The 24,967-nt window shown below is 48.8% G+C and carries 30 protein-coding genes; 14 read left to right on the top strand and 16 right to left on the bottom strand.

The genetic code is table 11. The annotated features are described in order from the left end of the window. Positions 1 to 98 precede the first annotated feature (98 nt). The 4 genes from J2Z65_RS19170 to J2Z65_RS19155 all read left to right on the top strand — a co-directional run bounded on the left by J2Z65_RS19170 (position 99) and on the right by J2Z65_RS19155 (position 3,887). Entirely contained in the window at positions 99 to 548 is a 450-nt protein-coding gene (locus tag J2Z65_RS19170; protein WP_240159487.1) for a hypothetical protein, read from the top strand. Between the two features lie 241 nt (positions 549 to 789). Continuing rightward, a complete protein-coding gene (locus J2Z65_RS19165; protein ID WP_167052911.1) occupies positions 790 to 2,022 on the top strand; it encodes an S-layer homology domain-containing protein in 1,233 nt (410 codons plus the stop codon). A gap of 140 nt (positions 2,023 to 2,162) precedes the next feature. Next, positions 2,163 to 2,852: an L-ribulose-5-phosphate 4-epimerase gene (gene araD, locus J2Z65_RS19160; RefSeq protein ID WP_167052909.1), complete on the top strand. Its 690-nt coding sequence runs from the start codon at positions 2,163 to 2,165 to the stop codon at positions 2,850 to 2,852. A 543-nt stretch (positions 2,853 to 3,395) separates the two neighbouring features. Continuing rightward, a complete protein-coding gene (locus tag J2Z65_RS19155) occupies positions 3,396 to 3,887 on the top strand; it encodes a GAF domain-containing protein (protein ID WP_167052907.1) in 492 nt (163 codons plus the stop codon). On the opposite strand, the gene J2Z65_RS19150 is transcribed toward J2Z65_RS19155, so the two are convergent. From J2Z65_RS19150 to J2Z65_RS19135, 4 genes are all read right to left on the bottom strand, one after another. Continuing rightward, positions 3,880 to 4,329, bottom strand: a complete 450-nt coding sequence (locus tag J2Z65_RS19150; RefSeq protein ID WP_167052905.1) for a PilZ domain-containing protein — start codon at positions 4,327 to 4,329, stop codon at positions 3,880 to 3,882. The genes J2Z65_RS19155 and J2Z65_RS19150 overlap by 8 nt on opposite strands. Before the next feature lie 80 nt (positions 4,330 to 4,409). Continuing rightward, positions 4,410 to 5,495, bottom strand: coding sequence for a polysaccharide deacetylase family protein (locus J2Z65_RS19145; protein WP_240159486.1), 1,086 nt, complete (start codon positions 5,493 to 5,495; stop codon positions 4,410 to 4,412). 186 nt (positions 5,496 to 5,681) lie between these two features. Continuing rightward, a complete protein-coding gene (locus J2Z65_RS19140) occupies positions 5,682 to 6,323 on the bottom strand; it encodes a thiamine diphosphokinase (protein ID WP_167052901.1) in 642 nt (213 codons plus the stop codon). Positions 6,324 to 6,413: 90 nt separating this feature from the next. Next, positions 6,414 to 6,647, bottom strand: a complete 234-nt coding sequence (locus J2Z65_RS19135) for a hypothetical protein (RefSeq protein WP_167052899.1) — start codon at positions 6,645 to 6,647, stop codon at positions 6,414 to 6,416. A 135-nt stretch (positions 6,648 to 6,782) separates the two neighbouring features. Here J2Z65_RS19135 and J2Z65_RS19130 point away from each other — a divergent pair, with 135 nt between their 5' ends. Further along, positions 6,783 to 7,517 (top strand): DUF554 domain-containing protein, encoded by a 735-nt coding sequence (locus J2Z65_RS19130; RefSeq protein ID WP_167052897.1) that lies wholly within the window; start codon positions 6,783 to 6,785, stop codon positions 7,515 to 7,517. On the opposite strand, the gene J2Z65_RS19125 is transcribed toward J2Z65_RS19130, so the two are convergent. Next, positions 7,514 to 8,215, bottom strand: coding sequence for a response regulator transcription factor (locus tag J2Z65_RS19125; protein ID WP_167052895.1), 702 nt, complete (start codon positions 8,213 to 8,215; stop codon positions 7,514 to 7,516). The two genes, J2Z65_RS19130 and J2Z65_RS19125, sit on opposite strands and share 4 nt — an antisense overlap. 317 nt (positions 8,216 to 8,532) lie before the next feature. On the opposite strand from J2Z65_RS19125, the gene J2Z65_RS19120 reads away from it, so the two are divergent. The 3 genes from J2Z65_RS19120 (at position 8,533) to J2Z65_RS19110 (ending at position 11,251) form a co-directional block, all read left to right on the top strand. After that, the gene (locus J2Z65_RS19120) at positions 8,533 to 9,105 is read left to right on the top strand and encodes a sensor domain-containing diguanylate cyclase (protein ID WP_167052893.1); all 573 of its coding nucleotides are present in this window, start codon (positions 8,533 to 8,535) and stop codon (positions 9,103 to 9,105) included. Beyond that, positions 9,095 to 9,475: a diguanylate cyclase domain-containing protein gene (locus J2Z65_RS19115; protein ID WP_167052891.1), complete on the top strand. Its 381-nt coding sequence runs from the start codon at positions 9,095 to 9,097 to the stop codon at positions 9,473 to 9,475. Before J2Z65_RS19120 ends, J2Z65_RS19115 begins: the two co-directional genes overlap by 11 nt. A gap of 138 nt (positions 9,476 to 9,613) precedes the next feature. Next, positions 9,614 to 11,251: an S-layer homology domain-containing protein gene (locus J2Z65_RS19110; RefSeq protein ID WP_167052889.1), complete on the top strand. Its 1,638-nt coding sequence runs from the start codon at positions 9,614 to 9,616 to the stop codon at positions 11,249 to 11,251. A gap of 51 nt (positions 11,252 to 11,302) precedes the next feature. Here J2Z65_RS19110 and J2Z65_RS19105 read toward each other — a convergent pair whose 3' ends face one another. From J2Z65_RS19105 to J2Z65_RS19085, 5 genes are all read right to left on the bottom strand, one after another. Continuing rightward, complete coding sequence (locus J2Z65_RS19105; RefSeq protein WP_167052887.1) at positions 11,303 to 11,764, bottom strand: spore germination protein GerPE; 462 nt, start codon at positions 11,762 to 11,764, stop codon at positions 11,303 to 11,305. Positions 11,765 to 11,767: 3 nt separating this feature from the next. Continuing rightward, entirely contained in the window at positions 11,768 to 11,950 is a 183-nt protein-coding gene (locus J2Z65_RS19100; RefSeq protein WP_193580765.1) for a spore gernimation protein GerPD, read from the bottom strand. Between the two features lie 2 nt (positions 11,951 to 11,952). Further along, positions 11,953 to 12,708, bottom strand: coding sequence for a spore germination protein GerPC (gene gerPC, locus J2Z65_RS19095; RefSeq protein ID WP_167052885.1), 756 nt, complete (start codon positions 12,706 to 12,708; stop codon positions 11,953 to 11,955). A gap of 80 nt (positions 12,709 to 12,788) precedes the next feature. Continuing rightward, positions 12,789 to 12,998, bottom strand: a complete 210-nt coding sequence (locus J2Z65_RS19090) for a spore germination protein GerPB (protein WP_167052883.1) — start codon at positions 12,996 to 12,998, stop codon at positions 12,789 to 12,791. Positions 12,999 to 13,036: 38 nt separating this feature from the next. Continuing rightward, positions 13,037 to 13,264: a spore germination protein gene (locus J2Z65_RS19085; protein WP_167052881.1), complete on the bottom strand. Its 228-nt coding sequence runs from the start codon at positions 13,262 to 13,264 to the stop codon at positions 13,037 to 13,039. A 134-nt stretch (positions 13,265 to 13,398) separates the two neighbouring features. Here J2Z65_RS19085 and J2Z65_RS19080 point away from each other — a divergent pair, with 134 nt between their 5' ends. Next, positions 13,399 to 13,857, top strand: coding sequence for a hypothetical protein (locus tag J2Z65_RS19080; RefSeq protein ID WP_167052879.1), 459 nt, complete (start codon positions 13,399 to 13,401; stop codon positions 13,855 to 13,857). 87 nt (positions 13,858 to 13,944) lie between these two features. Here J2Z65_RS19080 and J2Z65_RS19075 read toward each other — a convergent pair whose 3' ends face one another. From J2Z65_RS19075 to J2Z65_RS19065, 3 genes are all read right to left on the bottom strand, one after another. Beyond that, positions 13,945 to 14,466, bottom strand: a complete 522-nt coding sequence (locus J2Z65_RS19075; protein ID WP_240159485.1) for a C40 family peptidase — start codon at positions 14,464 to 14,466, stop codon at positions 13,945 to 13,947. A 204-nt stretch (positions 14,467 to 14,670) separates the two neighbouring features. Beyond that, positions 14,671 to 16,038 carry a sensor histidine kinase gene (locus tag J2Z65_RS19070; RefSeq protein WP_167052877.1) on the bottom strand — a complete coding sequence of 456 codons (1,368 nt, stop codon included), beginning with the start codon at positions 16,036 to 16,038 and terminating at the stop codon, positions 14,671 to 14,673. Beyond that, the gene (locus J2Z65_RS19065) at positions 16,035 to 16,778 is read right to left on the bottom strand and encodes a response regulator transcription factor (protein ID WP_167052875.1); all 744 of its coding nucleotides are present in this window, start codon (positions 16,776 to 16,778) and stop codon (positions 16,035 to 16,037) included. Before J2Z65_RS19065 ends, J2Z65_RS19070 begins: the two co-directional genes overlap by 4 nt. A gap of 201 nt (positions 16,779 to 16,979) precedes the next feature. On the opposite strand from J2Z65_RS19065, the gene J2Z65_RS19060 reads away from it, so the two are divergent. Continuing rightward, positions 16,980 to 17,303 carry a hypothetical protein gene (locus J2Z65_RS19060; RefSeq protein WP_167052873.1) on the top strand — a complete coding sequence of 108 codons (324 nt, stop codon included), beginning with the start codon at positions 16,980 to 16,982 and terminating at the stop codon, positions 17,301 to 17,303. Positions 17,304 to 17,398: 95 nt separating this feature from the next. Here the strand turns inward: J2Z65_RS19060 and J2Z65_RS19055 are convergent, their stop codons facing one another. Further along, the gene (locus J2Z65_RS19055; protein WP_167052871.1) at positions 17,399 to 18,361 is read right to left on the bottom strand and encodes an aldolase catalytic domain-containing protein; all 963 of its coding nucleotides are present in this window, start codon (positions 18,359 to 18,361) and stop codon (positions 17,399 to 17,401) included. A gap of 126 nt (positions 18,362 to 18,487) precedes the next feature. Here J2Z65_RS19055 and J2Z65_RS19050 point away from each other — a divergent pair, with 126 nt between their 5' ends. The 4 genes from J2Z65_RS19050 to J2Z65_RS19035 all read left to right on the top strand — a co-directional run bounded on the left by J2Z65_RS19050 (position 18,488) and on the right by J2Z65_RS19035 (position 22,472). Further along, the gene (locus J2Z65_RS19050) at positions 18,488 to 19,390 is read left to right on the top strand and encodes an inositol monophosphatase family protein (protein WP_240159484.1); all 903 of its coding nucleotides are present in this window, start codon (positions 18,488 to 18,490) and stop codon (positions 19,388 to 19,390) included. Between the two features lie 70 nt (positions 19,391 to 19,460). Beyond that, positions 19,461 to 19,868 (top strand): hypothetical protein, encoded by a 408-nt coding sequence (locus tag J2Z65_RS19045; RefSeq protein ID WP_167052869.1) that lies wholly within the window; start codon positions 19,461 to 19,463, stop codon positions 19,866 to 19,868. A 245-nt stretch (positions 19,869 to 20,113) separates the two neighbouring features. Beyond that, the gene (locus tag J2Z65_RS19040) at positions 20,114 to 20,938 is read left to right on the top strand and encodes a hypothetical protein (protein WP_167052867.1); all 825 of its coding nucleotides are present in this window, start codon (positions 20,114 to 20,116) and stop codon (positions 20,936 to 20,938) included. A gap of 178 nt (positions 20,939 to 21,116) precedes the next feature. Further along, positions 21,117 to 22,472 carry a cation:dicarboxylate symporter family transporter gene (locus J2Z65_RS19035; protein WP_167052865.1) on the top strand — a complete coding sequence of 452 codons (1,356 nt, stop codon included), beginning with the start codon at positions 21,117 to 21,119 and terminating at the stop codon, positions 22,470 to 22,472. Positions 22,473 to 22,581: 109 nt separating this feature from the next. On the opposite strand, the gene J2Z65_RS19030 is transcribed toward J2Z65_RS19035, so the two are convergent. Then, entirely contained in the window at positions 22,582 to 23,838 is a 1,257-nt protein-coding gene (locus J2Z65_RS19030; RefSeq protein WP_167052863.1) for a BaiN/RdsA family NAD(P)/FAD-dependent oxidoreductase, read from the bottom strand. Between the two features lie 224 nt (positions 23,839 to 24,062). After that, positions 24,063 to 24,941 (bottom strand): FAD:protein FMN transferase, encoded by an 879-nt coding sequence (locus tag J2Z65_RS19025; RefSeq protein ID WP_167052861.1) that lies wholly within the window; start codon positions 24,939 to 24,941, stop codon positions 24,063 to 24,065. Between the last annotated feature and the right edge of the window lie 26 nt (positions 24,942 to 24,967).

Genomic DNA, 24,967 nt, shown 5'->3' with positions numbered 1-24,967 from the left:
ACGCATATGAATTGCGGTCTTGACAATAGAAGGCGTTAGCACGCAATATGAAGGAAGGATACTGAGGTAAAACAGGTCCTTCGGAGAGGAAGAACACGATGAATTTCGTTGAGTATATCATGGATCACCTGCGATCTGGTGTCATAAACAATTACCCTCAGCCGGTTGCTTTGAATATGGGCTTAGCGTACACCGTTAAACTGGAAGACAGGAAGACGAATTTAATTTGGCTGCCATTCGAATATACAGGTCTTGCCTATGTCGATATGGGACGCCAGGTGAATGTATATCCTTATTATAGAGGCGTTATTTTTGAGGAGATTGAGCTCTCTCGGGGAACGGATCTTCATAAGCCGCAAACGGAAGAGGCCTTTGTCAAAACATTATTTTTGAAAAGCTGGGAGATGCATCAACTGCTGCAAGAGGAGAAATACAGCTATCTGCAGGGGAGTGCGCCGGATTTCTTAATGAAAATGTTGTATATAACTGATTGGCTGCGTTATTATAATTCAACGAAAACAGTAGGCGCTGGCAGGAAATTAGGCTAGTTGTTGAATAGTAGGACCATATTTTCTGCATGTGTAGATAAATATGGTCCTTTTTGATGCGCAGAAAGACGGATTTGGCGTTATTCGAAAAAGCTGCTTCCTGCGGCTATAGACCCAAGTCCAATAGTGCTTGCAGCGCTTTCTTTCTAGGCTTTAAGCCTGTTCTCAAAGGCGAATAGAAGGATTATTCTATAGAATGGTACAACTTGGTATCAAAAAATGTAGAGAAGCGGAGAGTTTTATGATGAGGCAGTTAAATAAATGGATAACCATAGCAGCGGTATGCTGTGTAATGACAATAGGTGTTGGACAAGCACGAACGGAAGCGGCAAGTATGACCGACGTGCGAGGTCACTGGGCTGAACCGACAATTACCCTGATGGCGCAGCAGGGGCTGCTGGACGGCTTTCCGGATGGGACATTTCGGCCTGATGATGCAGTGACGGCTGACCAATTCGTGAAAATCGTATTGCTGGCTTTTACAGATAAGTTTCCGAATGGCGAGCGCAATTGGAAACCAAGTTTTCTGCAAGCGCTGAGCGCGGGCAATAAGAGCATTCTGCAGCAGGATTACCGGGACTTCAATTTCAAGCCGAGCACCGTCGGGTATTGGGCGAAACCGTATTTGGATTTAGCCAGCGATCTTCATTTCATCAGCAAAGGCCAGTTCACGGACTACAAGGCGAAGCTGAAGCGAGAAGATGTAGCGGAGATTTTGTATTACTTACTGAAGGAAACCGAGTATTTGGAAGATGAAGTATACAGCCTCAAAGCGGCTTCCCAATTTGGGGATCTGCAAAGCGCGACAAGCAGGCAGCAAAAGTTTATCGGCGAAGCGATGACGAAGGGCATCATGGAAGGATACCCGAATGGGTATTTTGGTGTGGGACGAGATGTTACTCGTGCGGAAGCACTGCAAATCATTGCCCGACTGCAGACGAAGTCCAAGCGGATCAGCGTGAAAAACGAGGGAGAGGCTTTCGTTAAAGTCGTTCCTACTAAGGATGGCAGCTATAAAAAACTGATATTCCCTGACCAGCGTATGCTCGATGCTTATGGTGTCATGGAGGATGCCGGCAAGCTGCGGGGTACGAATTACGACCTGGAAGAAACAACACTGCGACTGTTCCGGGATGCGGATGCCAAAGCGCTCGCCGTAAACGGCGCGACAGCCGGTGTGCGCAACAGCAATGAGGCCTCGTTGTGGCTGGATCCTCAATTTCTGACTTATGGTGTGACCGTTCGTCTTGAGGATGGGACACTGGCACGCAATATGGAAAGCATCCGGAAGTTTACGGATTTCCTCTTTGGCTATGATGCGGACATCTTCTACCGTCATTTTACGGATGCGTGTGAGCGTGCTGCAGCGAAAGGCGTTTTGGAAACGACGACGAAGCAAATCGGCAGTTTCTCCGTAGAGACGCGTCTGGAGTCGGATGGCAAAACGATTATTTTTTCGATCATCCATACTTAATCATTAATGGCATAAAATAATGAGGTGTACATACAAGTTGTACGCCTCAAACTTTATCTCGCGACTATCTAGATAACATGTACGTACAAGTGTATAATAGAACATTATACGTTCATTCATTCGGAAGGTGTTGAGAGAGAGTGTTGGAAAATTTGAAGCAAGCGGTGCTGGAAGCGAATTTGGATCTGCCCAACTATCGTCTCGTTACGTTCACATGGGGCAATGTCAGCGGGATTGACCGGGAGCAGGGGCTCGTCGTGATCAAGCCCAGCGGTGTACCTTACGAGGATTTGAAGGCTGAGGACCTAGTCGTTGTCGATTTGGAAGGCAGGATCGTTGAAGGCAAGCTGAAGCCTTCCTCGGATACGCCGACCCATCTGGCGTTGTACCGCGCATTCCCGACGATTGGCGGCATCGTGCATACCCATTCGCCGTGGGCGACAAGCTGGGCACAGGCCGGAAGAGGCATTCCGGCGCTGGGTACAACGCATGCGGACTATTTCTATGGGGAGGTCCCCTGCACGCGTCTCATGACGGAGGCTGAGATTAAGGGAGCCTACGAGCTGGAAACGGGCAACGTCATCATTGAGACGTTCAAGGACTTGGACCCGGCCATGGTTCCGGGTGTGCTGGTGAACTGCCATGCGCCGTTCAGCTGGGGCAAAGACCCGCACAATGCGGTGCATAACGCAGTCGTGCTGGAGGAGGTAGCGAAAATCGCTTACCACACCTTCCAGTTGAACCCGGCGATTCAGCCCATGGACCAAACGCTCCTGGACCGGCACTTCCTGAGAAAGCATGGAGCTAAAGCATATTACGGGCAAACATAATGAAAAAGACAGTTGGCATTTTCGATCATGCCGGCTGTCTTTTTTAACATAGATGCCCATAACTAACTGCCTGTCACTGCCTGTCACAACACAACCCATCACAACCCATCACAACCCATCACAACCCATCACTGCCAAGAGGCACAGCTGCAGGCGACAACCTTCGTTGTACATTGTGCAATAAAAATACTGCATTCCCCCTGCAACCTCTCCCTCCATTGTATAAAATACAATCATTTTAGCGGAAAAAGCCCAAATCAGTCCTATTCCCGCCAAAATGTTGTACATAGTACAATGAAGAAGAGTTCTAGGGACCATTCTTAGCAATATCGTTGTACAAAATACAATATAACAAGGCTGTTCAATGCCGGCCGTTGCTCACGTGAGTGAATTAAATCAACACAGCTGTCCTCGAGCACGCAACGAAGCTGCAGTTGCACTTCAACATTAGAAGTTATTTCCTGGTGATCTTACCCTTTGGCGGGATCAGGCTCTTTTTGGTATGATGAGAGTGAATGATAAGGGGAAGAAGGGTGATCATCGATGTTTGCGAAGTCAAGCTACGAAGGAACAAGAGAAGACAATTATACCTTGCTGATTCAGCAAGTTGAAGCATTGATACATGACGAACCGAACCGAATTGCCAATTTAGCGAATGCAGCGGCGCTGCTCGGACAATTTTTGACCGATATCAATTGGGTGGGGTTCTACCTGCTGGACACTGACCAAGAGAAGGAAGAGCTCGTTCTGGGGCCTTTCCAGGGCTTGCCGGCTTGCGTTCGGATTCCGCTCGGTAAAGGAGTATGCGGTACGTCTGCCGCGCGTCGGGAAACCGTGCTTGTACATGACGTTCATGCATTTCCCGGCCATATCGCCTGCGACGCCGCCTCCCAATCGGAGATCGTCGTTCCGATCCTTCGAGGGGAAGAGCTGATCGGAGTGCTGGATATCGATAGCCCAAGCCTGAGCCGTTTTGATGAGATCGATCAGCGCTACCTGGAACAGTTCGTCCAAAAGCTTGCTGCCGCTATGTAATGTCGTAGGTCGTTGAGAAAATGTCCGACATGTCTGCATCGGAGCAGAAGCTGCAGCTAGCCAGTACGTTGGTATGCCTTAAACGAGAACCTAACAGAATCAGATGACTAGTCAGCTGCTGCTCGAGAGTCGGATCTGCGATGCTGAATTCAATCCCATATTCATAGAGGGAGGGCTTCAGCATCGTTTTTCGTTTAATGACACCTAGTATTTTCATTTCCTGATGAAACAGATGAAAAGTAAATTCCAGCAGCAGGCTCATCTCGGTAGGAAGGTTCAGAGGGGTATGCATTCGAATACCGCCGGAGCTGATATCCTTGATCATGATTTTGGAGTGTTTGGTGTCGGTGGCTTTATTTTTGATCCCTATAATTTTGAATAGGGCGGTTAATGGTATTTGGAGATGAATTCTGAAGCTGGAGCGTTTATTAAATTGCGTCATGGAGATGCTCCTCTATGTTAATAGGTATATTATACTATAAAAGTAGATATTTTGGACCATGATTATGAAAAGAAAGCCCCCTATTTGAGCTTAGGGAGCTTGGCTATGAAAGCATTCAGATCTTCCTCTCCATTAACAAAAAGCCGTTTCAGCAGGTAAGGGGACTGCTCGTTCGTCGCAAAGCCTTGTTCGGTTGTAAAGGCATATCGAAACCCGTGATGCTTAAGAAGTTTAAGCGTCGTTTTGTTATGTTCGCCATACGGGTAGCAGAAGACATCCGCTTTGGTTCCGAGCCGCTCTTCAATTTGCTTTTTGGCCTCCACGATTTCATAGGCTTGCTCGTCTGCCGAAAGTTTGGGGAGGTGTGGATGCGACATGCCGTGCGGCTGAATATCCCAGCCTCCTGCTTGCATTTTCTTAATCTGCTCCCAAGTGAGATAGCCGTCCTGTTCGGTCATGCCAGGGGAAACGAAGAGGGTGGCGCGGAAGCCGTATTTCGCCAGAATGGGCATCGCCTGCTCGTAATTATCGAGGTAGCCGTCGTCGAATGTGAGCAGCACCGGTTTCTCCGGGGCTTTTTCGGAACTGTCTCCTTCCAGGAGACGTATAAATGCTTCCAGTGAAAGCGGCGTGTAGCCATGATCATGCAAGTACGCCATTTGGGCATCCAGTTTGTCAGGGGGAATAACGACGATATTCCCTGGATCTATCGCTACACTGTGGTAGTTGAGCACAGGAATGCTGATTTTTGACGAAGGCTTGCCCGACTTGTCCGGTTTGCTCGCAGGCGGAACTATAGGAACGTAAGTATCCGAAGTAACGGTAGGCATCGCGGGTTTCGTGTCCGCTGCGAGCGGAAGAAACAGGGTGTATCCTACGTTTGAAGCTTGCTCGGGTCCAGCGCCAGGTTCATTTCCAACGGGAGGGTCAGCTTCGGGCTCGGACTTGTCCGCTTTTAAAGCGGGGAGCTCTTCTGGCATGTCTGATAGAGCTTCAGTTTCGGTCGGGATCAGGGCTTGGCCTGCATTCGTGTATGAAGCGGCAGGTAAGGCTCCCTTAGTCCCGTTGTTCGCAGCCGAAAGGCAGCTGGTTAAGAGCAGCAGAGTTATCGTGAAAACCGCGATAAATAACGAATACCCTAGGATTTTCTTTCTAGGAAAGCTCATCGGCACACCAACCATTTCTAGAGGAATATTCTATTACTCTATTTGTAAGCAATGGTTGGGAGAATTATACCTGAGCGGCAGGGGGAGAATTCTGGAAATAAAAAACTGACAGCCAGTCGGCAGTCAGTCCCAATATCAGTTATGTAGAAGAAATGCTGTTGCATTCGCATATATGGATGCGCGCGGTTAATCTTTGCTTTGAATGACAAGAAGAAGGCCTGTTTGAAGCTCGATAAGACCTTCCGGCTCTTGGAGAATATTGCTGATGCCGAGAGACTGGCCGATCTCGAGTGTCGCTTCGTGAAGCGGATATGCGAAGCCGTGCAGCGTGATGCCTGTTACTTTTAAACTAAGCGGAAGCAGAGAGATGTGTGTGTAGCTCCCGCGTTCAATGCGAGTCGGTTGATTCATAACGAGGATTTGATTGTTAGAATCAATAATAGAGCACGAAATGCCAAGCTCCGTACCTTTGCGAAGCAAATGTACATTAGCTAGCGAGTGATCAAAGCGGGTGCCTAGCGCCCCTAGCAGGATAATCTGTTCCGGCTGTTCGGCGAGCGCCCAATTGAAGGCCATCTCTGTGTCCGTCAAATCTTTGTAAACCGGGTCGCATTCGATGAACGAAAGGCTTGAAGAGCGAATGAGGCTTAATTCCTCAGCCGTTACCGAATCAAAATCCCCAAGTGAAATATGCGGCTTATAGCCATGTTGAATCAAATACAAAGCGCCGCGGTCAGAGCCCACCAATATATCGTTCTTTTGAATGACTCCCAGGGCCCAATCGCCAAGTGTGCCGCCAGTCACTATAATAATGCGTTTCCCGTTCATGCTTGTTCCTCCAGCGCTTAATATCATCCCCTTAGTATACCATAATGAGGCAAAAAACCGAGCCGCATTCGTCGCAGCCCGGTTCTAAGATTAGGTTCGGTTATCCGCACGCTTGCGCATCGGATTCAGCTCCGTTTGATCGTGGTCAATTTCGGCCTCTTCCGCAAAGCCCTGTAAATCCCAAGTTGTGCGGCCCAGTACGAGGTCCGCAGGAAATTCATCACCGCGTTTGAGAGTAACCTCTTGCCCTGCCTCATTGGCATAAATACCGTCTGTCTCCACCGTATCGCCTGTCATCGGGTCCATCGATTTGTCTTTAGACATGCCGTATTCCTCCTTTCCTGTTGCTTATCCATACCATTTCCAAGGAGGGAGGAAATTATGAGTCGAATCGTGTAGAATGATAAGGTTGTCATACACGGATTACAGACTTTGTTAGACAGAAGGGAAATGAACAGAATGGCGTTATGGGGGACGATAGTGAATGCTATCGCCATTATTGTTGGGGGATTATTAGGGATGCTGCTGCCTCGCATCTCGGAAGGCATAAAAAGCACAGTGATGCAGGGCCTGGGGCTCGCGATCACTGTGCTGGGGATTACGATGGCTCTGAAGTCGAGTCAAATCGTTCTTGTCATAATAAGCCTCGTCATCGGAGGCATTCTTGGAGAACTGCTTCGCATCGAATACCGTTTAGGTCAGCTCGGTGACTGGCTGCAGGCCAAAATGCGCAAAGGCGCATCGGATCAACACGGGAGCGTCTCCGAAGGATTCGTAACTTGTACGCTTGTCTACTGCATCGGGGCTATGGCGATCCTGGGTCCACTGGACAGCGGCCTTCGCCATAATCATGATATTTTGTACACCAAATCATTGCTGGATGGATTTCTATCCATTATATTCGCTTCGACCTTAGGGGTCGGCGTGATCTTCTCAGCTGTGTCCGTGTTCGTCATGCAAGGGACGGTTGCACTGGCTGCAACAGTGATCGCTATGGCATTCAGCCAAGCCTCTCTGGATGCGATGATCATTCAAATTACAGCCGTCGGCGGCGTACTGGTCATTGGTGTAGGCATCAATATTCTTCAAATCAAAAAAATCAATGTCGCCAACATGCTTCCGGCTCTTGTCATAGCGGCAGCCGCTGTTCCTTTGCAGAATTACTTCTCGGCATGGTGGGACCGATTGTTCTAGACCGCAGAACCGTTAAACTTGTAGCCGACACCGCGTACGGTAATAATGTACCGAGGCTCAGCTGGATTCGCTTCAATTTTCTTGCGCAGATTGCTAATATGTACGATGAGCGTTCGCGGGTCACCCATACTATCCAGGCTCCAGATAAGCTCAAACAAGTGCTCGATTTTGTAAACCCGATTCGGGGTTTTGGCCATTAAGGAAAGCAAATCGAATTCCTTGGCCGACAGTGAGATGGTCTGTCCATTGACGCGGACGATGTGGCTGACCAGATCGATCTCGAGCCCCGGAAACTTCACGAGCTGCGGGTCGTCCTGATGCTGTTCGCGGATGGAATTACGGCGTAGAAGGGCCTTCACCCGTGCCACAAGTTGACTAGGACTGAAAGGCTTCGTCATATAGTCGTCGCCACCCATGCTTAATCCGAGAATAATATCAATATCTTCACTTTTGCAAGAGATGAACAGAATTGGCGTATTGCTTGTTTTGCGGAGTTGTCGGCAAACTTCTATGCCATCAAGTCCTGGCAGCAGAATGTCCAGAATAATAAGATCGGGCTTGTGTTCCTTTACGATCTCAAAGACATCTTGTCCATTGTTGGCGCTGATGACCTTGTATCCTTCCCTAACCAAATAGAGCTGGATCAATTGGACAATTTCCTGCTCATCATCCACAACTAAAATTGTTTCACCTGCCATACTAGAAATCCTCCTCAGCAACGGAACGGCTCATGATGGGAGCGGAGTTCCCGCTCGCAAATACTACTATATTATAGAACGATTCTCCCAAAAATTTCTATCCTTTTATTGACAAATGGTGAGATTTGGTCCTGTTTCTGATAGAAAGAGGCACTTTGGAAGGTCAATAGTCCCGAATAATGGCGAAACATGATGAAAAAAGGTGGAAAATTGCATTAGTTGACGCAAATTTAAGTTGGTTTTTATGAAATCTTTATGTTCCCGTGCTAATCTACCCTTGTCTCTGTGCTTCAGTAGAGAAAGGGGCGACGAAAGTAATGAGTCATTCGGCTGATTTGAGTCCTGTTACACATCCATGGTTGCAGAAGGACATCTTCGTTCGCCAATTCATTGAGCAGGCTTGGGATCTCTTTTGCATATTCGATGTTCATGGGAATCTGACCTATGCGTCTAAGAGCTTTAACCCGGTAATCGGCTTTATACCTGAGGATTTTCAGCAAGTTGCAGATTTCATCGATTCTGAATACCGTATGGATTTCCATAAAATGTTTATCAAAACCTTGCAGACAAGCACCAGCAGTAAGCTGGAGTTTCGGATGAAGGGGACGAGCGAGAGCTTCAACTGGTTTGAATGCACCGCGCTGCCCATCTGTAACGAGGACGGAACGCTTACGGAGATTTCATTCGTGCTTAATGACATTACGCTGCGCAAAAATCATGAGAACCGGTTAATCGCCATGGCGTTCCATGATCCCCTGACAGGTTTGCCAAACAGGCGGCTGTTCAAGGAACAACTGCAGCAAATGCTTTTGCAGGCCAAACGAACGAATAGGCCTTTTGCGCTTTTATATATCGATATTGATGATTTTAAAATGATAAATGATAAATGATACGATGGGGCACGATGTGGGGGATGCCTTCCTGCAGAATTTTGCCCACCGCATTCAAAGCTGCTTACGCGATGTTGATATGTTTGCCAGGATGGGCGGCGACGAGTTTACGATTCTTTTGCCGGGCGTAGAGTGCGAGGAGCATGTGAAAAACGTGGCACAGAGAATTCTGCAGTGCGTGGATCAGCCCTGGGAAGTTCAGGACCAACAATTTAGAGCTACGGTCAGCATGGGAATTACGATGTATCAATCCGATAAAACAGAGGCTTCACACATGTTGAAAGAAGTGGACGTCGCCCTCTATCAAGTGAAGGGGAAAGGCAGGAATCACTTCCAATTCTATCAACAAGATTTGGATAAATATCCGTAGAACAACGAACCGCTAGAGGGGCTCATCGCCCACTGTATAGCGGTTTTTTTGCGTTTACCAATATTTATTCCTAGCCTATTTATTGGTTTTCTAGGATGATAGAGTAATGACACTATGTTTAAAAAGGGGATGAGTAAAATGCGCACCAAAAGGCGATGGCGTAAAGTCGTTGTGACATTAGCAGTTGCGGGGATACTAACGATAGCGACAAGCACGGGACCGCATGATGCTCAAGCCCAAGCAAGCTCCACCCAAGGTAAATTCAATATGTCTTATATGTATTTCGGGAATCCGAGTTCGTATACGTCACAAGTGGATAAAAGCGGACAAACTCTTGATGTCGTTGCGCCTAGTTATTTTCATATAAATGCAGATGGCAGCCTGCAGTTATCGGATACCCTGCAAGCTTCTTTCATCACGGACATGCATCAGAGAGGAAAGCGGGTTGTTCCTTTTCTTAGCAATGATTTTGATCGGATACTTGGGGGGAAAGCGATTGATGGCCGCGAAGCTCTGGCGGATCAAATTGTTAAGGCTATTAAGGATAACGACCTCGACGGTATTCAATTGGACATTGAGAATGTGGATGCCGCCTACCGGGATAAATACACCGATTTGGTTAAAATACTCCGTGAAAAGCTTTCGAACGACAAGGAAGTTTCCGTTGCAGTGGCCGCCAATCCAACCGGTACGACAACGGGGTGGACTGGATTGTATGATTATAAGGCGTTAGCAGCCGTAAGTGATTACTTAATGGTCATGGCCTATGACGAAAGCTATCCAGGAGATCCGACACCCGGGCCTGTGGCTAGTTTGCCCTTCGTGGAGAAATCGATTCAATATGCGGTTTCTCAGGCACCTTCAAATAAAATTGTGTTGGGGGTTCCTTTCTACGGAAGGTACTGGAATCAAAATGCAGCTGCTAACGGCTCAGGCATATCAGCCCAAACGCTTAGCAAACTCATTACTACGTACGGTGGATCTGTTCGTTTTGATTCTGCCAGCCAGTCACCTGTCGCCACGTTTACAATCCGTCCTACCGACGTAGAGTCTAGCATTAATGGCAATAAGCTAGAGACAGGGGATTACACCGTTTGGTTCGAGAACGAACAATCGTTGAAGGAAAAGCTGAAACTGGTCAGCAAGTACAATTTGAAAGGCACCGGGAGCTGGAGCCTGAATCAAGAGACAGCCGATACCTGGGATTATTATGGTCTGTGGTCGGACGGCTTCTATTTCAGTGACATGCAAGGGCACTGGGCGCAAGAGGCCGTTCTCGCCGCGGCGAACCGCGGCTGGATGCTAGGCCCCGCCGCAGACCGGTTCGCGCCGGACGCGGCGCTCACGCGAGCAGAAGCCGCGACGATTATCGTGCGCATGCTCGGCTTAAAAAACGAGGCCGCTGGCAGCAGCGCCTCGTTCACGGATGTGCCAGCCACCCATTGGGCGTGGCAGGATATCCAGATCGCGAAGCAGAGCGGGCTGATCGAGGGGATCAGCGACGACCGCTTCGCGCCGGATCAGATCATGACGCGGGAGCAGATGAGCATGCTGCTCTCCCGCGCTTTGCACTTGACTTCGCAGAGCGGTTCTACCGCTGCGAAGCGCTTTTCTGACGTGCCGGCAGGAAGCTGGTCGGCGGAGGCTATTGCTGCGATGAGCAGCAATGGCCTTGTCGACGGCTTCGCGAACGGCACGTTCCGCCCTAGCGCGTCTTTGACGCGCGCAGAGATGGCGACGCTGCTCAGCCGTGTCCAGCCGCTGCTCACGAAGTGAGCACCGCTTAAAGAACCGCTCCCATTGGGGCGGTTCTTTGTTTTGCCCGCCTCATAAGCCAAGCGGAGGCTTGATGGCAGGCAGGACGCCGCCGATGACATCCTCGCTGCCCAACTTGAGGAAGGTTGTTGGTTCTTGAGGACCAGGTTTATTGGTGACGAACTGACGGATGTTTTTGACCCGGGACTCGCCGCCGATGATGCGATTGCTGCCAATCTGGAGCACTGAGGTGGAATTAACGCCTAGAATACGAATGCCTCTCACCCGAATATATGATCCTAAGTTATCCACACACATTGTGAAAGGCTCAGGTGGTTGAGGAACGGGAATTGGGCGACGATAGAAAGGATATGCCTTGAAGCTGCCCTCATTCCCGTAATAGATTGGAACTTCGCGTTGTACGGCGAAGACATTGGTTTCCAAAGCAGTGGTAACGTTGTCTCCCACCTGCATGACGCTGCTGGAGCCGATGGAATTTACATAGACGTAGCCAACGATAGAGAGGCGAGCCACAGCTCACCCCTCTCCCGGCACAGGGATGTACGGCGATATGATGACGGCTTCCGGAGGCGTATCGAACATGGAGGATAAGGAGATCACTTCCGTATCGCCAATGAGAAAGACGGAGGAGCTGGCTACCCCGACGATTCGGACATCGCCTACGAAAATCTGTTTGTTTTCCACATGCAAATTGAACATAATTAGCCCTCTTTTCTTGGTAGACTTGATATGTAGCTTTCAATCGCGCTGATGATGTCTTGCTTGGTTTTATCAATAATGCTGGTCGTTACGGCCTCCATCGGTTCTTTGAATCCAACGCCGCGGTATTGGTTGACATAATGCTGGATACGGGTATCCAGTTGTTTACGAATATCTTCAACAATGAGATCTTTGTAATCTTCATCCAGATGGTACTGGTATTTATTTTCCAGATTTAGCATGTCTGATTGGAGCCCATACTGCAGATAATGGGCAATGCTATCAGAAACTTCCTGCTGCATGCCACCCCCTGATTGAACTTGCCTTAGATCTGACCTCTGTTGCTTTGTCATCGGCTCTTGTCTATAGCCAGCCTGTTCAGGCCCGATTCCGAGTTCCTGTCCCTGCCCTTGACCCTGTCCCTGGGCAAAAGGATTCTGATTCTGATCCTGATTCTGATTCTGATTCTGCCCAGCATCCTTGCCTACTGAGGCACCATTGACTGTGAAGTCGTCGACATTATCCAGCGAACTAGGGCTGATGCCTATGGTTAAGGTTCCGTCCAGCTTTTCGACTTTGAGCTGATCAAAGTTATATTCGATTTTATCAATGTGGATTCGTTTTTGATCCTTCATGGCGTCGAGGTCGGATTGCAGTTTTGTGACGGTTTGCTCTAGTTTATCGATACGTTGTTTCTGCATTTCAATATAGGCGGAGAGTTGCTGGGCCCATTGCTGCCATGTGATTGAGTTATGCATATTATATGGCACCTCCTTCCGGTTTTTATTAGGAAAACCTGTAGGGTAGGAATGCTTTTTTTCCATGGTACTGGCTCTCGTCAGGTTGGAGGAGGCAAACGCACGAGGGAGACTGGGTTTACTGCACTCGAACCAAGCTCTGGCGTAGGCTCAACAAAGCCGCCTGTATTATACAGATTGGATAATGAACGAATGGATCCCGCGGTGCCGATTTGGAGGACGGAGGAGTTGGCAACGGAGTTCACTTTCAGCTGTTGAATCATGATGGTTTGATGAATGATCATGTTCATAGTGGAGGAACACCTCGCTATGCTTGAAATCGCTCAGCCTAGACGATCAATCCGCTAGTGGCGTTCGCTTCGATGAGATCCGAGTCGTTCGTGACGGTGGTACTATATGCATTATAGATGCGGGGGAAATCACCCGTATTAAAGGAGCCTGCTCCAGCAAATGTTTTGGAAGAACTGTTTGGCGCGATGATGAAGGTGTCGCCGAAGTGGACGACTGAGCTAGACCCGACGCTGATGATCTTCACATTTCCTACGATAGATGGCATACTAGGCCTCCCTTGCTTCAGGCTTATCACACTTTCAGTATATGAGGTATTCGCCCAGAGGTGATCTCAATTTCAGATTAGTGTCACATCAGGGCATAGGCACATATACTGCAAGAGAAAACGAGGTGATAGGCTTGAGCGGGTTTAATCGCCATCCTTGGCTAAAGTGGGAGCACGTAGAAAAGTTTCTTGGGCAAAAGCTGCCTTTCGGTGAAAAAGGGCAGACCTTTCTAGATAATATGACGTGGGTTGAGGGATATGTACAGGACATGCTGAAAAAAGCGATGCCGGGCATGGATGCGAGCGTTTCTTCCCAGGAAGCCTCCGGCGCGGAAATTTTTGAAACGCATGAACATGTCATTATCAAAGTGAAAATAGCTAAAGGCGAAGACCCTAGGGCTCTTCGAGTTTTTGTGAAATCGAATCAGCTGAAGCTGAGCGGCTTCCAAAGCGGCAAGAGCAAGATCGTGAAGATGCCGACACTGGTGCTGCCTAGAACGGCTAGAGTGAGCTACAAGCAGCGACTGCTGCAGATTAAAGTGCGAAAACGCGGCTTGAATGAAAATTACGTTGAAGCGTATATACGTTATTAAGGGGGGAGTTTAGAGCGCAGCAGTGGATGCCAAAAATAAAGGAGCTAAGCAGGTACAAGCCGCTTAGCTCCTTTTCGTCTCGCTCTATTAAAGCACGCGGCGAGCGGTCATATAACGGGATGACCAAGTACCGCTATGAATGTTGGTAATACGTACACCGCCGGCACCGTAAGTGTGCAAGAGATTGCCGTTCCCCATGTAGATAGCTACATGATTAATTACGCCCGGTTTGCCCGGAATGGAGAAGAATACAAGATCGCCTGCGCGAAGGTTGCTTCTGGAAACGTAGCTGCCCACGTGTGCTTGGTCCTTGGATGTGCGCGGCAAGTTAACGCCTGCACGCTTGAACACGTATTGGGTGAAAGACGAGCAATCGAACGTGCTGGTTTGGCCTGCTCTTGCGCCGAATTGATAAGGTCTTCCCAAATAGTTCTTACCAATACCGATGACTTGGCTTGCGCGGGAAGTAGCCGTAATGGATGCTTCGATGGTTGAGTTCGTCGCTGCATCAGCTTGATGAGGTGTGGAGATCATTCCTGCAGAAAGTCCTATGGAAACGGTCAGGGCCGTAATGGCTAATTTTTTGTACCAGTTATTTTGGTTTTTCATCTTGGTTTCCCCCTAGAGTTGAGTTGTTTGGAATTGATTTCGCCAAACTCTTCTATATGAGTAACTTGCGGCTGTTTCGTTGACATGCCCCAAGTATACCAGATGAAAACCCGCCTATTATTTACCTTGTAACCCCTTTCTCTATGGTACTGCTGGATTATTCCTACTTTCTGAGAGAACCGTGAGAATCCTATTAAAATGTTTTTATTGACACGTTACAGGCAGCTTCACAATAGCCGAAGTCCCTTCTCCCAAGCGGCTTTGGAGCTCAATAGTACCCCTATGCTTCTGCACGATATGCAGGGCGATAGCCAGTCCCAAACCCACGCCGCCTTGTTTGCGGTTCCTTGCTTTATCGCTGCGATAGAACCTGTCGAAGAGGTGGGGAATATCATTTTCGGCAATGCCGATGCCTTGATCGACGACTTTAAGAATGACCCATTTATCCTCGGTAAGACTTATGGAAAGTACGACTTTTTGTTGGCTGTACTTTAGAGCATTATCAATCAAAATAATGAGCAGCTGCTTAATTTTATAAGAATCGCCCGCCATAAGAAGCTCTTGCCTGTCCGAATCCAGCTGTACCTCAATGTCTCTGCCGGATGTGATGCGAAGCGAAGCTACGGTTTGCCGGGCAAGTGGAAGCAGGTCAAAGGAAACGTTCTGCTCACAGTTTTCCCGGACAACGTCCGTAAGGGAGAGTAGATTTTGCGTGAGCACCTTCAGCTGGGCGGATTCGGAAATGATAGCTTCGAGAGCTTCCTCCCGTAATTTCTCATCATGGAAAGCCCATCTTCGCAGCAAGCTGGCGTAGCTTTCAATGATCGTGAGCGGTGTACGCAGCTCGTGGGAAGCATCGGCAAGAAACTGCTCCTGCTTTTGGAACATGTCCTGCAGCCTGTCGATCATCCTATTGAATGTGGCTCCAAGCATCATCATTTCGTCGTTCGTCGCCTTCATTGGCAGGTTGATATGCCGGAAAGATCCGCTTTGCTCAATGTTCTGCATCGTGCTTGCAAAATAATGGAGGGGACGGAAGAGAACATTCGTATAGAAATAACCACCGACGAGAGCCAAAATCAGCGTTCCTGTGGAGGTTAAGAGAAGGACAGAGATGAGCATGTTCGCGTATTGGTCCAATCTGCGCAGGCTGCGTCCAATTTCCAAAGTTGCAATCTGATGCCCTTCTTTAAAAACAGGCATTTTCACAAAAACAAAAATTCCGTCTGATGCGGTTTCTACGATGACTGTATCTTTGTTAACATAAATGACGGGGTAGCGAAGCAGGTTCTCATCGGAATAGATTTGATAAATGACTTTGGCATCCGGAGAAATATAGCGGAGCATTTCCTGCGGGATGAGGAGCTCTTCCATCTGGGAATTGTCCCGCCAATACTCAGGATGATTCGGCAAATCCTTCAACAGCAGTGTTCGGGCTTTTTCTTTGAGCAAATCGGCTTCGCCTTTGGTTGTCACTCGAATGAACATATAGTAGACAAAGGTGAAGCTGATAAAAAGGATCAACATAAGACCGACAGTGACGCCCAATGTAATTTTCAGTTTTAGACTCATAGGGGCTTCTCTTTGGGGACATCTCCGCCTGCTGCATCCTCTGGTGAAGACTCAACCTTTATCAAATAACCGACCCCGCGAATGGTCTGTATCAACTTGGAGGAGAAGGGCTTGTCCACCTTTTGCCGCAGATAACGAATATAGACGTCAACCACGTTCGTATCCCCTACAAAGTCATATCCCCAAACCTCGGAGATGATCTGTTCCCTCGTCATGACTTCGTCTTGATGTTGAATAAGGAATCGCAGCAGCTCAAACTCCGTTGGCGTCAGCTCAATCGTAGTTCCTTCACGGACAACGGACCGGCTTTTCAAGTCCATCGATAAATCGTCGATTTTCAGCAGATGAGGCTGTTCGGCCGGCTGGTCCTGCAAACTTCGCTGTCGCAGCAAGCTGCGGATACGTGCCAACAGTTCAACCGTGGCAAAAGGCTTCGTAACATAATCGTTAGCGCCTTGATCCAATCCGCTGACCCTGTCCGACACGGCATCGCGAGCAGTCAGCAAAATAATCGGCAGTGTAGGATTTACCTGGCGTATACGGCGCAAGACCTCAAGGCCGCTTAGCTCAGGCAGCATAACGTCCAGCAGTATTAGATCCCATTCGGGCTCAGTCAGAGCAGCGTCCAGCCCTGTGCGCCCGTCAGATTTGGTATGTACTTCATAACCCTCATGCTCAAGCTCCAGTTTCAGCACGCGGGCGATCCGTTCTTCGTCCTCGATCAGCAATATGCGGCTCATGCGAAAAGATATTCACTCCCAGCTCCAACTAAGATAGCGGCGTCGATTCATCGTCTTAGTTTCTCAGGTTAGGTGCTTTTACATACATGTGTACGCAGGCTCTTATAGCCCAGTCTTTCATAGAGTGATCATTTGCCTAGTCCGCGGTCACCCTTCCCGACATAAACTAGCACAGAGAAAACGGATAAAGGAGCAAAACAGATGAGCATATCACCGGATAAAAAAACAGGCGACAAAGCCATACAGAGAGTGGCGATCTTGCTGCAGGACCAGGATGCTGCCGGAAGAATTTATGTGGAAATTGAAGGCGGATTAAAGTCGCGCGAATTGATGGTCGAAGCTCTCAAACGTCTAGAGAGCGGTTTGATTTACTCAGATGAGGAATGTAAACAACTTATTGACAGTGAGTATATAGAAGTATTCCGCAAAAAGGGGAGCGCCCGCAGGGAGGGAGAGGAATTTACGTTCCTCATTGACCGGGAATATGCAGAGGACTACGTCGTGGCAGCTAAAATTATCAAATAACGCTTGTACCTGCAAATGCTAAAAAACCCCTTGCTGATCCATTCGAAGGCGATGCCTTAGGAAGGGTCGACAAGGGGTTTCATACTTAGAGCGGATTAACCTTTAGTAACAGGTACGGTCTCAACGGAAGTCAAACGGTCATAGAAATCAACGAAGTTATTTCTTTCCGCGGAGCTGAGCTGCGCCATCGCTGTACGCGGATGCTCATCAAGCGCTCCGACGATCATGTAAGGAATAAGGTAACCCCAATCCCATTTCTCGCGCATAGTAATCATGTGTTTCTCAATGATTTCGAGCACCGGACGAATGTCGTAGCGCGCGCCTTTCAAGTAGCTGAGCAGCAATTCTGTTGTACAGTTTCCTGCTGCGCGGCCCATTCCGTATACGGAGGAATCCAAGAACGTTACGCCTCTGGATGCGCCAGTAATCGTGTTGGCAAAAGCAAGCTGCATATTGTTATGCATGTGCAAGCCGAGCTCTTTTTCAGGAAGCAGACGCTGGAATTTCGTTACGAGGTAATCGATATCCTTAGGAGCCATGCTGCCATAGGAGTCTACGATGTAGACAACGTCAACAGAGCTTTTGTTAATTTCTTCGAACGCCTCAACAAGCTCATTTTCCATTACATGAGACAGAGCCATAATGTTTAGGGATGTTTCATAGCCCATGTCGTTGAATTTTTGAACAAGCTCAAGACCCTTGTCCACATCCTTGATATAACAAGCGACACGGATTAGATCCAGCAAGCTGTCTTCACGAGGCAAAATGTCTCTTTCATCGACGCGGCCGATATCTACGAGTGCAGACAGCTTGGTATCTGTCTTTTTGGTAATGACATCACGCAGGAAAGCTTCATTCAAAAATCTCCAAGGGCCGGATGCGCCGCCTTTCAGCAGTTTTTCCGAGTTTTTGTAGCCAATCTCCATATATTCTACGCCGGCTGCACTTAAGCCGCGATACATGTCTTGGACAAACTCCACGCTAAAATCCCAATCGTTCACCAAACCGCCGTCCCGAATCGTACAATCCAAAATCTTGTGTTGATGATGCTTTACCATGCTCGTAATGCCCCTTTCGACTGCTCATATCGCTTAAGATTTTGCTATATTATCACTTATGAAGAGGCTGCTTGTCAATGTAGGAAGCTTCATACAAGGTAACTTTCACTGGGGACATATGGTAAAATGGGTACAACTAAGAATGTTTATATGAAGGGGCTTGGGGATATGAATCCGAACGAGTGGTCATTAGCTAGAGAAGTTGCTGTAAAAGCGGCGTCCAAAGCAGGGAATCTGGCAAGAGAACGCTTTGGCAGTAAGTTGAATATTGAGCATAAAGATGAGCGCGGCGATTTGGTAACCGAGGTTGATGTGACCGCAGATCGGTTGATTGTGGATGAGATCTTGGCGGTTTTTCCGACTCATCGTATCTATAGCGAAGAAGCTGGTGAAGGCGGCGCGGAAAGCGATTGGGTGTGGCATGTGGACCCGCTGGATGGAACGAATAATTTCGCTTTGGGAATACCGCTTTATGGGGTATCCGTCTCATTAAGCTATCAGGGCCGTATTGTGCTTGGCGTTATCCACGATTCTGCGCTGGGGCTTAATTATGCTGCATTGAAGGGAGAAGGCGCTTGGCAGGAAGATATGAGGCTTGCGGCGAAGCCGAGCGGAGCGTTGGTTAAATCCACCATTTCGTGGATTCAGGGTCATGCTGTTGGCAAAAACGATCAAGGAGCGCTGGAGCTTAGGCATCATCTTGAGCAATCCGTGAAAAGGGTGCTGCGCATGTGGGCCCCGTCTTTGACCTGGGCTATGCTGGCTAGAGGCGACCTGCACGGCATTGTCTTGTATAACTCCGAAGGCGAGGATTTGTATGCAGGTTTGTTGCTTGCGCAGGAGGCGGGCGTGAAGGTGACCGATTTTGACGGTAATCCGCTTGCGCTGCTGGGCGGGGCGGGTATAGGTTCAAGGGCAAACAGAGGCGCGAGCGTCGGCGCTGGGCAGGGGGCACCGGCTTACATCGTGGCTGCTGTGCCTGAATACCACGAGGAACTGCTCAAAATCGTGAAGCAAGCCATTAAATAGAATAGGCTGAGAACAAGTTGCAGAAGCTAATGGCAGACTTTTCATTTGGAGGAAGAAAGGATGCTATGCGATGAAGAACTTTGTTCCTATCTTTTTTGAATTCGATAAGGAGCGGGATGCGCTGTTAGCGCTCGATACCCTGGAGGAGCTTGGCTATAAGCCTGAGCTGCTGGAAGGAGAGGGGACGACGCTGCACATCCATCTCGACGATCAGGAGATGACCTCGGCGCTCGAGATCGCGCAGTCGCACGGCGGCCGCCTAGTGGAGCGGGAGCCGCTGCAATCCGAGCCGTCGACCTTCGCCATGGCGTACGATCTGGAGGGCTCTATCCGCATCCCGGCGCACACCGTGAATGAGGATTGGCCCGACAGCTACGCCTCAGCGCGTGACGCTGACGCCGTGCCAAGCGAGGAAGAGGCGGCCTTCGACCCGTCCTCGGATGACTATAATCATTTCAGCGCCGGTATCCGGATCTGAAATGGGACTGCTGCTTCGGCTCATGGATCCGAGCCGGGAGATTGGGATAAGAGCCTCTAGAGGCTCTTATTTTGTTTTTTTTCTGCCATTGCAGCCCACAGGGCAACCGAAAACGGCCGCTACCCAAACCCTACTCCATGGGCAATAGCCTTTTTTATTGTAGATGACGCAGAACTTGTAACTTCCCAAGCATTGGATGCGTCTGGTGAGTATAAGGAAGTCAATGACATGGAGGAGTGGGTATTATGGGGGGACGCATGGCAGGGATTGTTCTGGTAACGGCTTTAGTATGTGTGATGGCAGGATGTATGAAGGGGCAAGCAACTAGTGGAACTATAAACACTGGCACGAGCACAGGCACGAATACGAGTGGAAGCACAAGTTCAACCGCAAGTCCTAATGCAGTACCAACAAACACAAATTCCTCATCCGCGCCAACTACCACTTCATCTCCCGCAGCCAGCACGACTCCTTCTAATACGCCAACTACAGCTGCCGGATCACAACTGCCAACTAACTCAACGAAGCCAGCGCCTACCTCTTATGCCAAGGAATCCGATGCCAAGAAAGCAATTGAGCAGCGAGCGAAAGAAACGATACAAGTGTTGAAAGAGAAGGATATGGATAAACTGGCTGCGCTAATCCATCCGAAAAAAGGCGTTCAATTCTCGCCCTATTCCCATATTAATGTAACCAGTGATATCAAGGTGACGGGCAGCGGGCTAGCCGCACTTTGGGTCAATACCAGCACCGCGCATTGGGGGGAGTATGACGGATCAGGCGATCCGATTGATCTTACTTTTCCGGATTATTGGGATAAATTCGTATATAATCAAGACTTCGCAGCTGCGCCGCAAATCAGCTATAACGTGATTCTCGGCAAGGGAAACATGATCAATAATGTGTTCAGCATTTACCCGACATCAGCGTTCATAACGGTGGAATACCATTTTCCCGGCTTTGATCCGCAATATCAAGGAATGGACTGGACCAGTTTGAGACTCGTTTTCGAGAATTCGGGCGGGTCGTGGTACTTGGTCGCTGTCGTTCATGATCAGCATACAATGTAATTTTTGTTCGTGTTTACTCAAACATTGTGCATGAAAACCGCATTTTATCTCTTGTTTTCGAGGGTGAAATTCGGTTTTTTTGATTTTTTTAAAATTAACCATTGACATGTAACTTCTAATGTCATATTCTTATCCCATTAAACCAAGTAACCTCGTAGGAATTAAGGAGATGATTCTAGTGCAAAACAACCTAGTCACCGCATTTTCATCGAACTGGGTCAGCTTAGTCGTATCAATAATAATAATTGGTTTGCTCGTTTTCTTGGGGAGAAAAAGAGTAAGCTTCGGTAACCGCGTATTCATCGGTTTGGGTCTTGGTCTTGTGGCCGGCGTAGTGTTTAACCAATTGCATTTGGAGTACAAGAGTGTCAGTACGATCGGAACGATTTATGTTAACTTGATCAAAATGCTCGTTATGCCTCTAGTCCTTATCTTAGTTATTAATAGTATTTCTTCTTTATCGAGCCTGGGTCAACTTCGTAAACTAGGTTTGAAAACAATCGGCTGGTTCTTGCTAACAACAGGGATTGCATCCATCATCGGTTTGGTCGTTGCCCTGGCATTCGATCCGGGTAACGGGATTGCGCAGGCTGTACCGAAAGATTTTAAAGCAAAAGAAATTCCGACGTTCTCCCAAGTTATTCTGGATCTGGTGCCTTCCAACCCGATTAACGATATGGCGACAGGAAAGGTCGTACCGGTTCTGATCTTCGCGATCTTCGTAGCAGTAGCGATTGTACACGTGGGTTCCAAAAAGCCGGAAAGCGTAGCAGCCGTTAAATCGTTTATTACATCAGCAACAGCTGTGATGCACCAGGTTGTTAAGTATGTTATTCGTCTGACACCTTATGGTGTATATGCCTTGATCGCAGGGATGGCGTCGAAGTATGGTCTTGAAACACTTGCTCCGCTTGCCAAAATTATCCTCACTTCTTATGTAGCATTAATCATTCACTTCGTCTTGATCTTCGGCGGCTTGGTGCTGCTGGTAGCGAAGGTTAACCCTATTAAGTTTTTCAAAAAAGCGTATCCGACGATCGCTGTCGCATTTACAACACGCAGCAGCTACGCTACGCTGCCTGTGAACTTGGAAGTTATCACGAAGCGTCTTCGCGTATCACCGCGTATTGCCAGCTTCGTAGCACCGCTCGGCGCGACAATGAACTTCAACGGCTGCGGCGGCGTGTGGCCGGCGGTTGTAGCGATTTTCGTAGCGAAGGTTTACAATCTTCCGCTTGGACCGTCTGAGTATTTTATCCTTGTCTTAGTAAGCATAATTTCCTCCATTGGTGTTGCCGGGGTTCCGGGACCAGCTGCGATTTCCACGACAGTTGTACTGACAGCACTTGGTTTGCCGCTAGAAGGTATGGGTCTTGTACTTGGCGTCGAAGCGCTGATCGATATGGGTCGTACAGCAGTTAATGCAACAGGTACAACAGTTACAGCATTGCTTGTAGCAGAATCCGAAGGTGAATTCGACCGTGCGGCATTCGATCGTGACGAGGAAGATGACCTCGAAGCGGTAACAGCTTAATCAGATAAAAAGAAGAAGGACCTGCATCCAATGGATGCAGGTCCTTTGTAGTATTAACGGGAAATTCCCCCGTTATTTCAAGCACCGAGTTGATGAGACCCTCTTGCGACTACTGCTGCGCCGCGCTTAGGCCAGCCATATATCCAGTCGAGAAGGCAGCCGTAATGTTATAACCACCTGTATAGCCATGAATATCGAGGACTTCTCCGCAGAAATACAGTCCGTTCACCAGCTTCGACTGCATCGTGCTGGGATCGATTTCTTTGAGATGCACGCCTCCGCCTGTGACGAAGGCTTCTTCAATCGAAAGCGTTCCGTGAATATGCACGGGGAAGGCTTTCATGAGCTTGCACAGGTCAAGCCACTTTTGTTTCGGAATGTTATCGTACGTGAGCTGATCGTCCAAGCCGGACCGCTCCAGCAGCATCGGGATCAGCCGCTCGGATAAGAGCGGCTTCAGTACGTTTTTGATCGCTTTTTTGGCATCAGCCTTCGCCAGCGCCATGCTTTCCTTATACAAGTCATCCATGCTCAGATCGGGGAAGAGATCTACAGTGAGCAGAACTTCCCTGCGCTCGGTTTTGGCAAGCTCCTTCACAACGAATTGGCTGCATCGCAGGGCAATGGGACCGGACAAACCGAAGTGGGTGAACAGCATATCTCCCCTATGAGAGATCACGACCTTCCCTTTGGCGTTCCACACGGACAGCGTTACCTCCCGCAAGGAAAGCCCCTGCAGCTCACGGCTGCGGATAAAAGCTTCCTTCGAGGTCAACGGCACCTCGGTTGGAAAGAGCTGCGTGATCGTATGTCCGCCGGCTTCAGCCCATGCATAACCGTCTCCTGTGGAGCCGGTGTGCGGGACAGAACATCCACCTGATGCGATGACGACAGCGCGGCTGTTCATCTTCTCGCCGGAGTGGAGTAGGACGCCTTGGACGCTGCCGTCCTGATACAGGACCCTTTTGACCGGACTGCTCATCCGGATCTCCACACCCTGCTTGCGAACTTGGCCGATCAACGCGTCTACGACGGTTTTGGCCTTGTCGCTGACGGGGAACATGCGACCGTTATCCTCTTCTTTCAGACGGATCCCGAGTCCTTCAAAAAAATCGATAATGTGCCTGTTGCCAAACTGCGTCAAAGCACTATATAGGAAACGCCCGTTGCCCGGGATATGTTTAATAAGATCGTCCATGTCTTTGTTATTGGTTACGTTGCACCTGCCTCCACCGGAAATGCCGAGCTTGCGACCGAGCTTATCTCCTTTATCCAGGAGGAGAACCTTGGCTCCTTGGCGGCTTGCCGCAATACTGGCCATGAGGCCAGCCGAGCCTCCGCCGATGACGATAACATCATAAGTCATTCGAATACCTCTAGTTCATTTTTGAAAAATTGTATCATGATTTCGGTATAAACCCAAGTAACAGGGGGGATAAGCGGAAGGCTGGCCCCCTATTTGGCTGTAACAGAATAGTAACATACTCACAACCTGTGGATAAGTTGTTGATAAAATCGCCATGTTTGTGGGTAAACCAATTCTTCTTTGTGGATAATGTGAGCAATTATGTGGATAAAACATCCAATGCCTTAGGATACCCTATCCTGAAAGTGATAATGATCGATTCGCATATCCAGCCACCTTCGTTGGAGCGAGGCCTTTTTCCCGAAATAATGAAGCTCCTGTTTGGCTGTCAGCACTACAGCTTCGCACACGGAGGTGCGTCTAGCGAGCAGCGCCAATCCTTCGTCTACGCCAAGTCTTGCCAGGGTTCTTGCCCATACTTGGCACTCTATGAGATCTTGCCCGGCGACGGTGCACTGCACGACCTCATTTGCTGAGCTTGCGTCCGGCTCTTCCAGCAGGCTGTAGGTGGACAGGGAGCCCTCAGGTAGAGCGACGGCGCCCAGCTTGGTGCCTTGCCACGGACTTTGAATGCCGACAATCCACGGATCTACGCCCTGCGAGCCTCGGCCCCACACGGTGATTTCTCCTCCCGCGAGGATTAATCCTTGCTCCAGGGAAAGCTGTTTTCGCATATATTCAGCTAGTCGTTTGACCGCCCAACCGTGATCTAGACCTCTTAAATGGATATTGGTATCCTGAGGGAGCTTAATCGATTTATTAGCCGGGTCCACTTCCCACTCTAAGAGAGCGGCGGCCTGCTCGCCGTTATTAAAAAGAGGATTATAGTAGCCATCGGTTACGGCTTGATACATTTCGGCTAGAAAAAGAACCTCCAGCATTGTATTAGAAACCAAGCAATTTTCGCCGGCTAATGTATTTAGTAAAGAGATTTCACTGTCGGCGAGGATGGGGCTGAAACGCTTCTCGACATTGCGAAACCAATCATCGGTTAACTTTGTAATGAGTGTGCGATCTATCTCGTCACAGCGGAGCAGCAATTCGATTTCAGATTCCAGCGCCTGGAAATGAAACGAATGAAAGGATGGTGTAATAGGCTCCATTAGGCTTTCCTCTTTTCTCTGGTGTC

It is taken from the genome of Paenibacillus aceris (assembly GCF_017874035.1).
GTDB classification, from domain to species: Bacteria; Bacillota; Bacilli; order Paenibacillales; family NBRC-103111; genus Paenibacillus_E; species Paenibacillus_E aceris.
This window is presented reverse-complemented; position numbering and strand designations above follow the sequence as displayed.

Coding starts and splice junctions, on each gene's coding strand:
- gerPC (WP_167052885.1), bottom strand. CDS start 12,708: ATGCATAACTCAATCACATGGCAGCAATGGGCCCAGCAACTCTCCGCC.
- J2Z65_RS19135 (WP_167052899.1), bottom strand. CDS start 6,647: ATGTCTAAAGACAAATCGATGGACCCGATGACAGGCGATACGGTGGAG.
- J2Z65_RS19070 (WP_167052877.1), bottom strand. CDS start 16,038: ATGAGTCTAAAACTGAAAATTACATTGGGCGTCACTGTCGGTCTTATG.
- J2Z65_RS19065 (WP_167052875.1), bottom strand. CDS start 16,778: ATGAGCCGCATATTGCTGATCGAGGACGAAGAACGGATCGCCCGCGTG.
- J2Z65_RS19075 (WP_240159485.1), bottom strand. CDS start 14,466: ATGAAAAACCAAAATAACTGGTACAAAAAATTAGCCATTACGGCCCTG.
- J2Z65_RS19030 (WP_167052863.1), bottom strand. CDS start 23,838: ATGACTTATGATGTTATCGTCATCGGCGGAGGCTCGGCTGGCCTCATG.
- J2Z65_RS19150 (WP_167052905.1), bottom strand. CDS start 4,329: ATGACGCAATTTAATAAACGCTCCAGCTTCAGAATTCATCTCCAAATA.
- J2Z65_RS19025 (WP_167052861.1), bottom strand. CDS start 24,941: ATGGAGCCTATTACACCATCCTTTCATTCGTTTCATTTCCAGGCGCTG.
- J2Z65_RS19100 (WP_193580765.1), bottom strand. CDS start 11,950: ATGTTCAATTTGCATGTGGAAAACAAACAGATTTTCGTAGGCGATGTC.
- J2Z65_RS19155 (WP_167052907.1), top strand. CDS start 3,396: ATGTTTGCGAAGTCAAGCTACGAAGGAACAAGAGAAGACAATTATACC.
- J2Z65_RS19145 (WP_240159486.1), bottom strand. CDS start 5,495: ATGAGCTTTCCTAGAAAGAAAATCCTAGGGTATTCGTTATTTATCGCG.
- J2Z65_RS19090 (WP_167052883.1), bottom strand. CDS start 12,998: ATGAACATGATCATTCATCAAACCATCATGATTCAACAGCTGAAAGTG.
- J2Z65_RS19055 (WP_167052871.1), bottom strand. CDS start 18,361: ATGGTAAAGCATCATCAACACAAGATTTTGGATTGTACGATTCGGGAC.
- J2Z65_RS19120 (WP_167052893.1), top strand. CDS start 8,533: ATGAGTCATTCGGCTGATTTGAGTCCTGTTACACATCCATGGTTGCAG.
- J2Z65_RS19110 (WP_167052889.1), top strand. CDS start 9,614: ATGCGCACCAAAAGGCGATGGCGTAAAGTCGTTGTGACATTAGCAGTT.
- J2Z65_RS19140 (WP_167052901.1), bottom strand. CDS start 6,323: ATGAACGGGAAACGCATTATTATAGTGACTGGCGGCACACTTGGCGAT.
- J2Z65_RS19130 (WP_167052897.1), top strand. CDS start 6,783: ATGGCGTTATGGGGGACGATAGTGAATGCTATCGCCATTATTGTTGGG.
- J2Z65_RS19060 (WP_167052873.1), top strand. CDS start 16,980: ATGAGCATATCACCGGATAAAAAAACAGGCGACAAAGCCATACAGAGA.
- J2Z65_RS19050 (WP_240159484.1), top strand. CDS start 18,488: ATGGGTACAACTAAGAATGTTTATATGAAGGGGCTTGGGGATATGAAT.
- J2Z65_RS19045 (WP_167052869.1), top strand. CDS start 19,461: ATGAAGAACTTTGTTCCTATCTTTTTTGAATTCGATAAGGAGCGGGAT.
- J2Z65_RS19165 (WP_167052911.1), top strand. CDS start 790: ATGATGAGGCAGTTAAATAAATGGATAACCATAGCAGCGGTATGCTGT.
- J2Z65_RS19040 (WP_167052867.1), top strand. CDS start 20,114: ATGGGGGGACGCATGGCAGGGATTGTTCTGGTAACGGCTTTAGTATGT.
- J2Z65_RS19115 (WP_167052891.1), top strand. CDS start 9,095: ATGATAAATGATACGATGGGGCACGATGTGGGGGATGCCTTCCTGCAG.
- J2Z65_RS19170 (WP_240159487.1), top strand. CDS start 99: ATGAATTTCGTTGAGTATATCATGGATCACCTGCGATCTGGTGTCATA.
- J2Z65_RS19125 (WP_167052895.1), bottom strand. CDS start 8,215: ATGGCAGGTGAAACAATTTTAGTTGTGGATGATGAGCAGGAAATTGTC.
- J2Z65_RS19085 (WP_167052881.1), bottom strand. CDS start 13,264: ATGCCATCTATCGTAGGAAATGTGAAGATCATCAGCGTCGGGTCTAGC.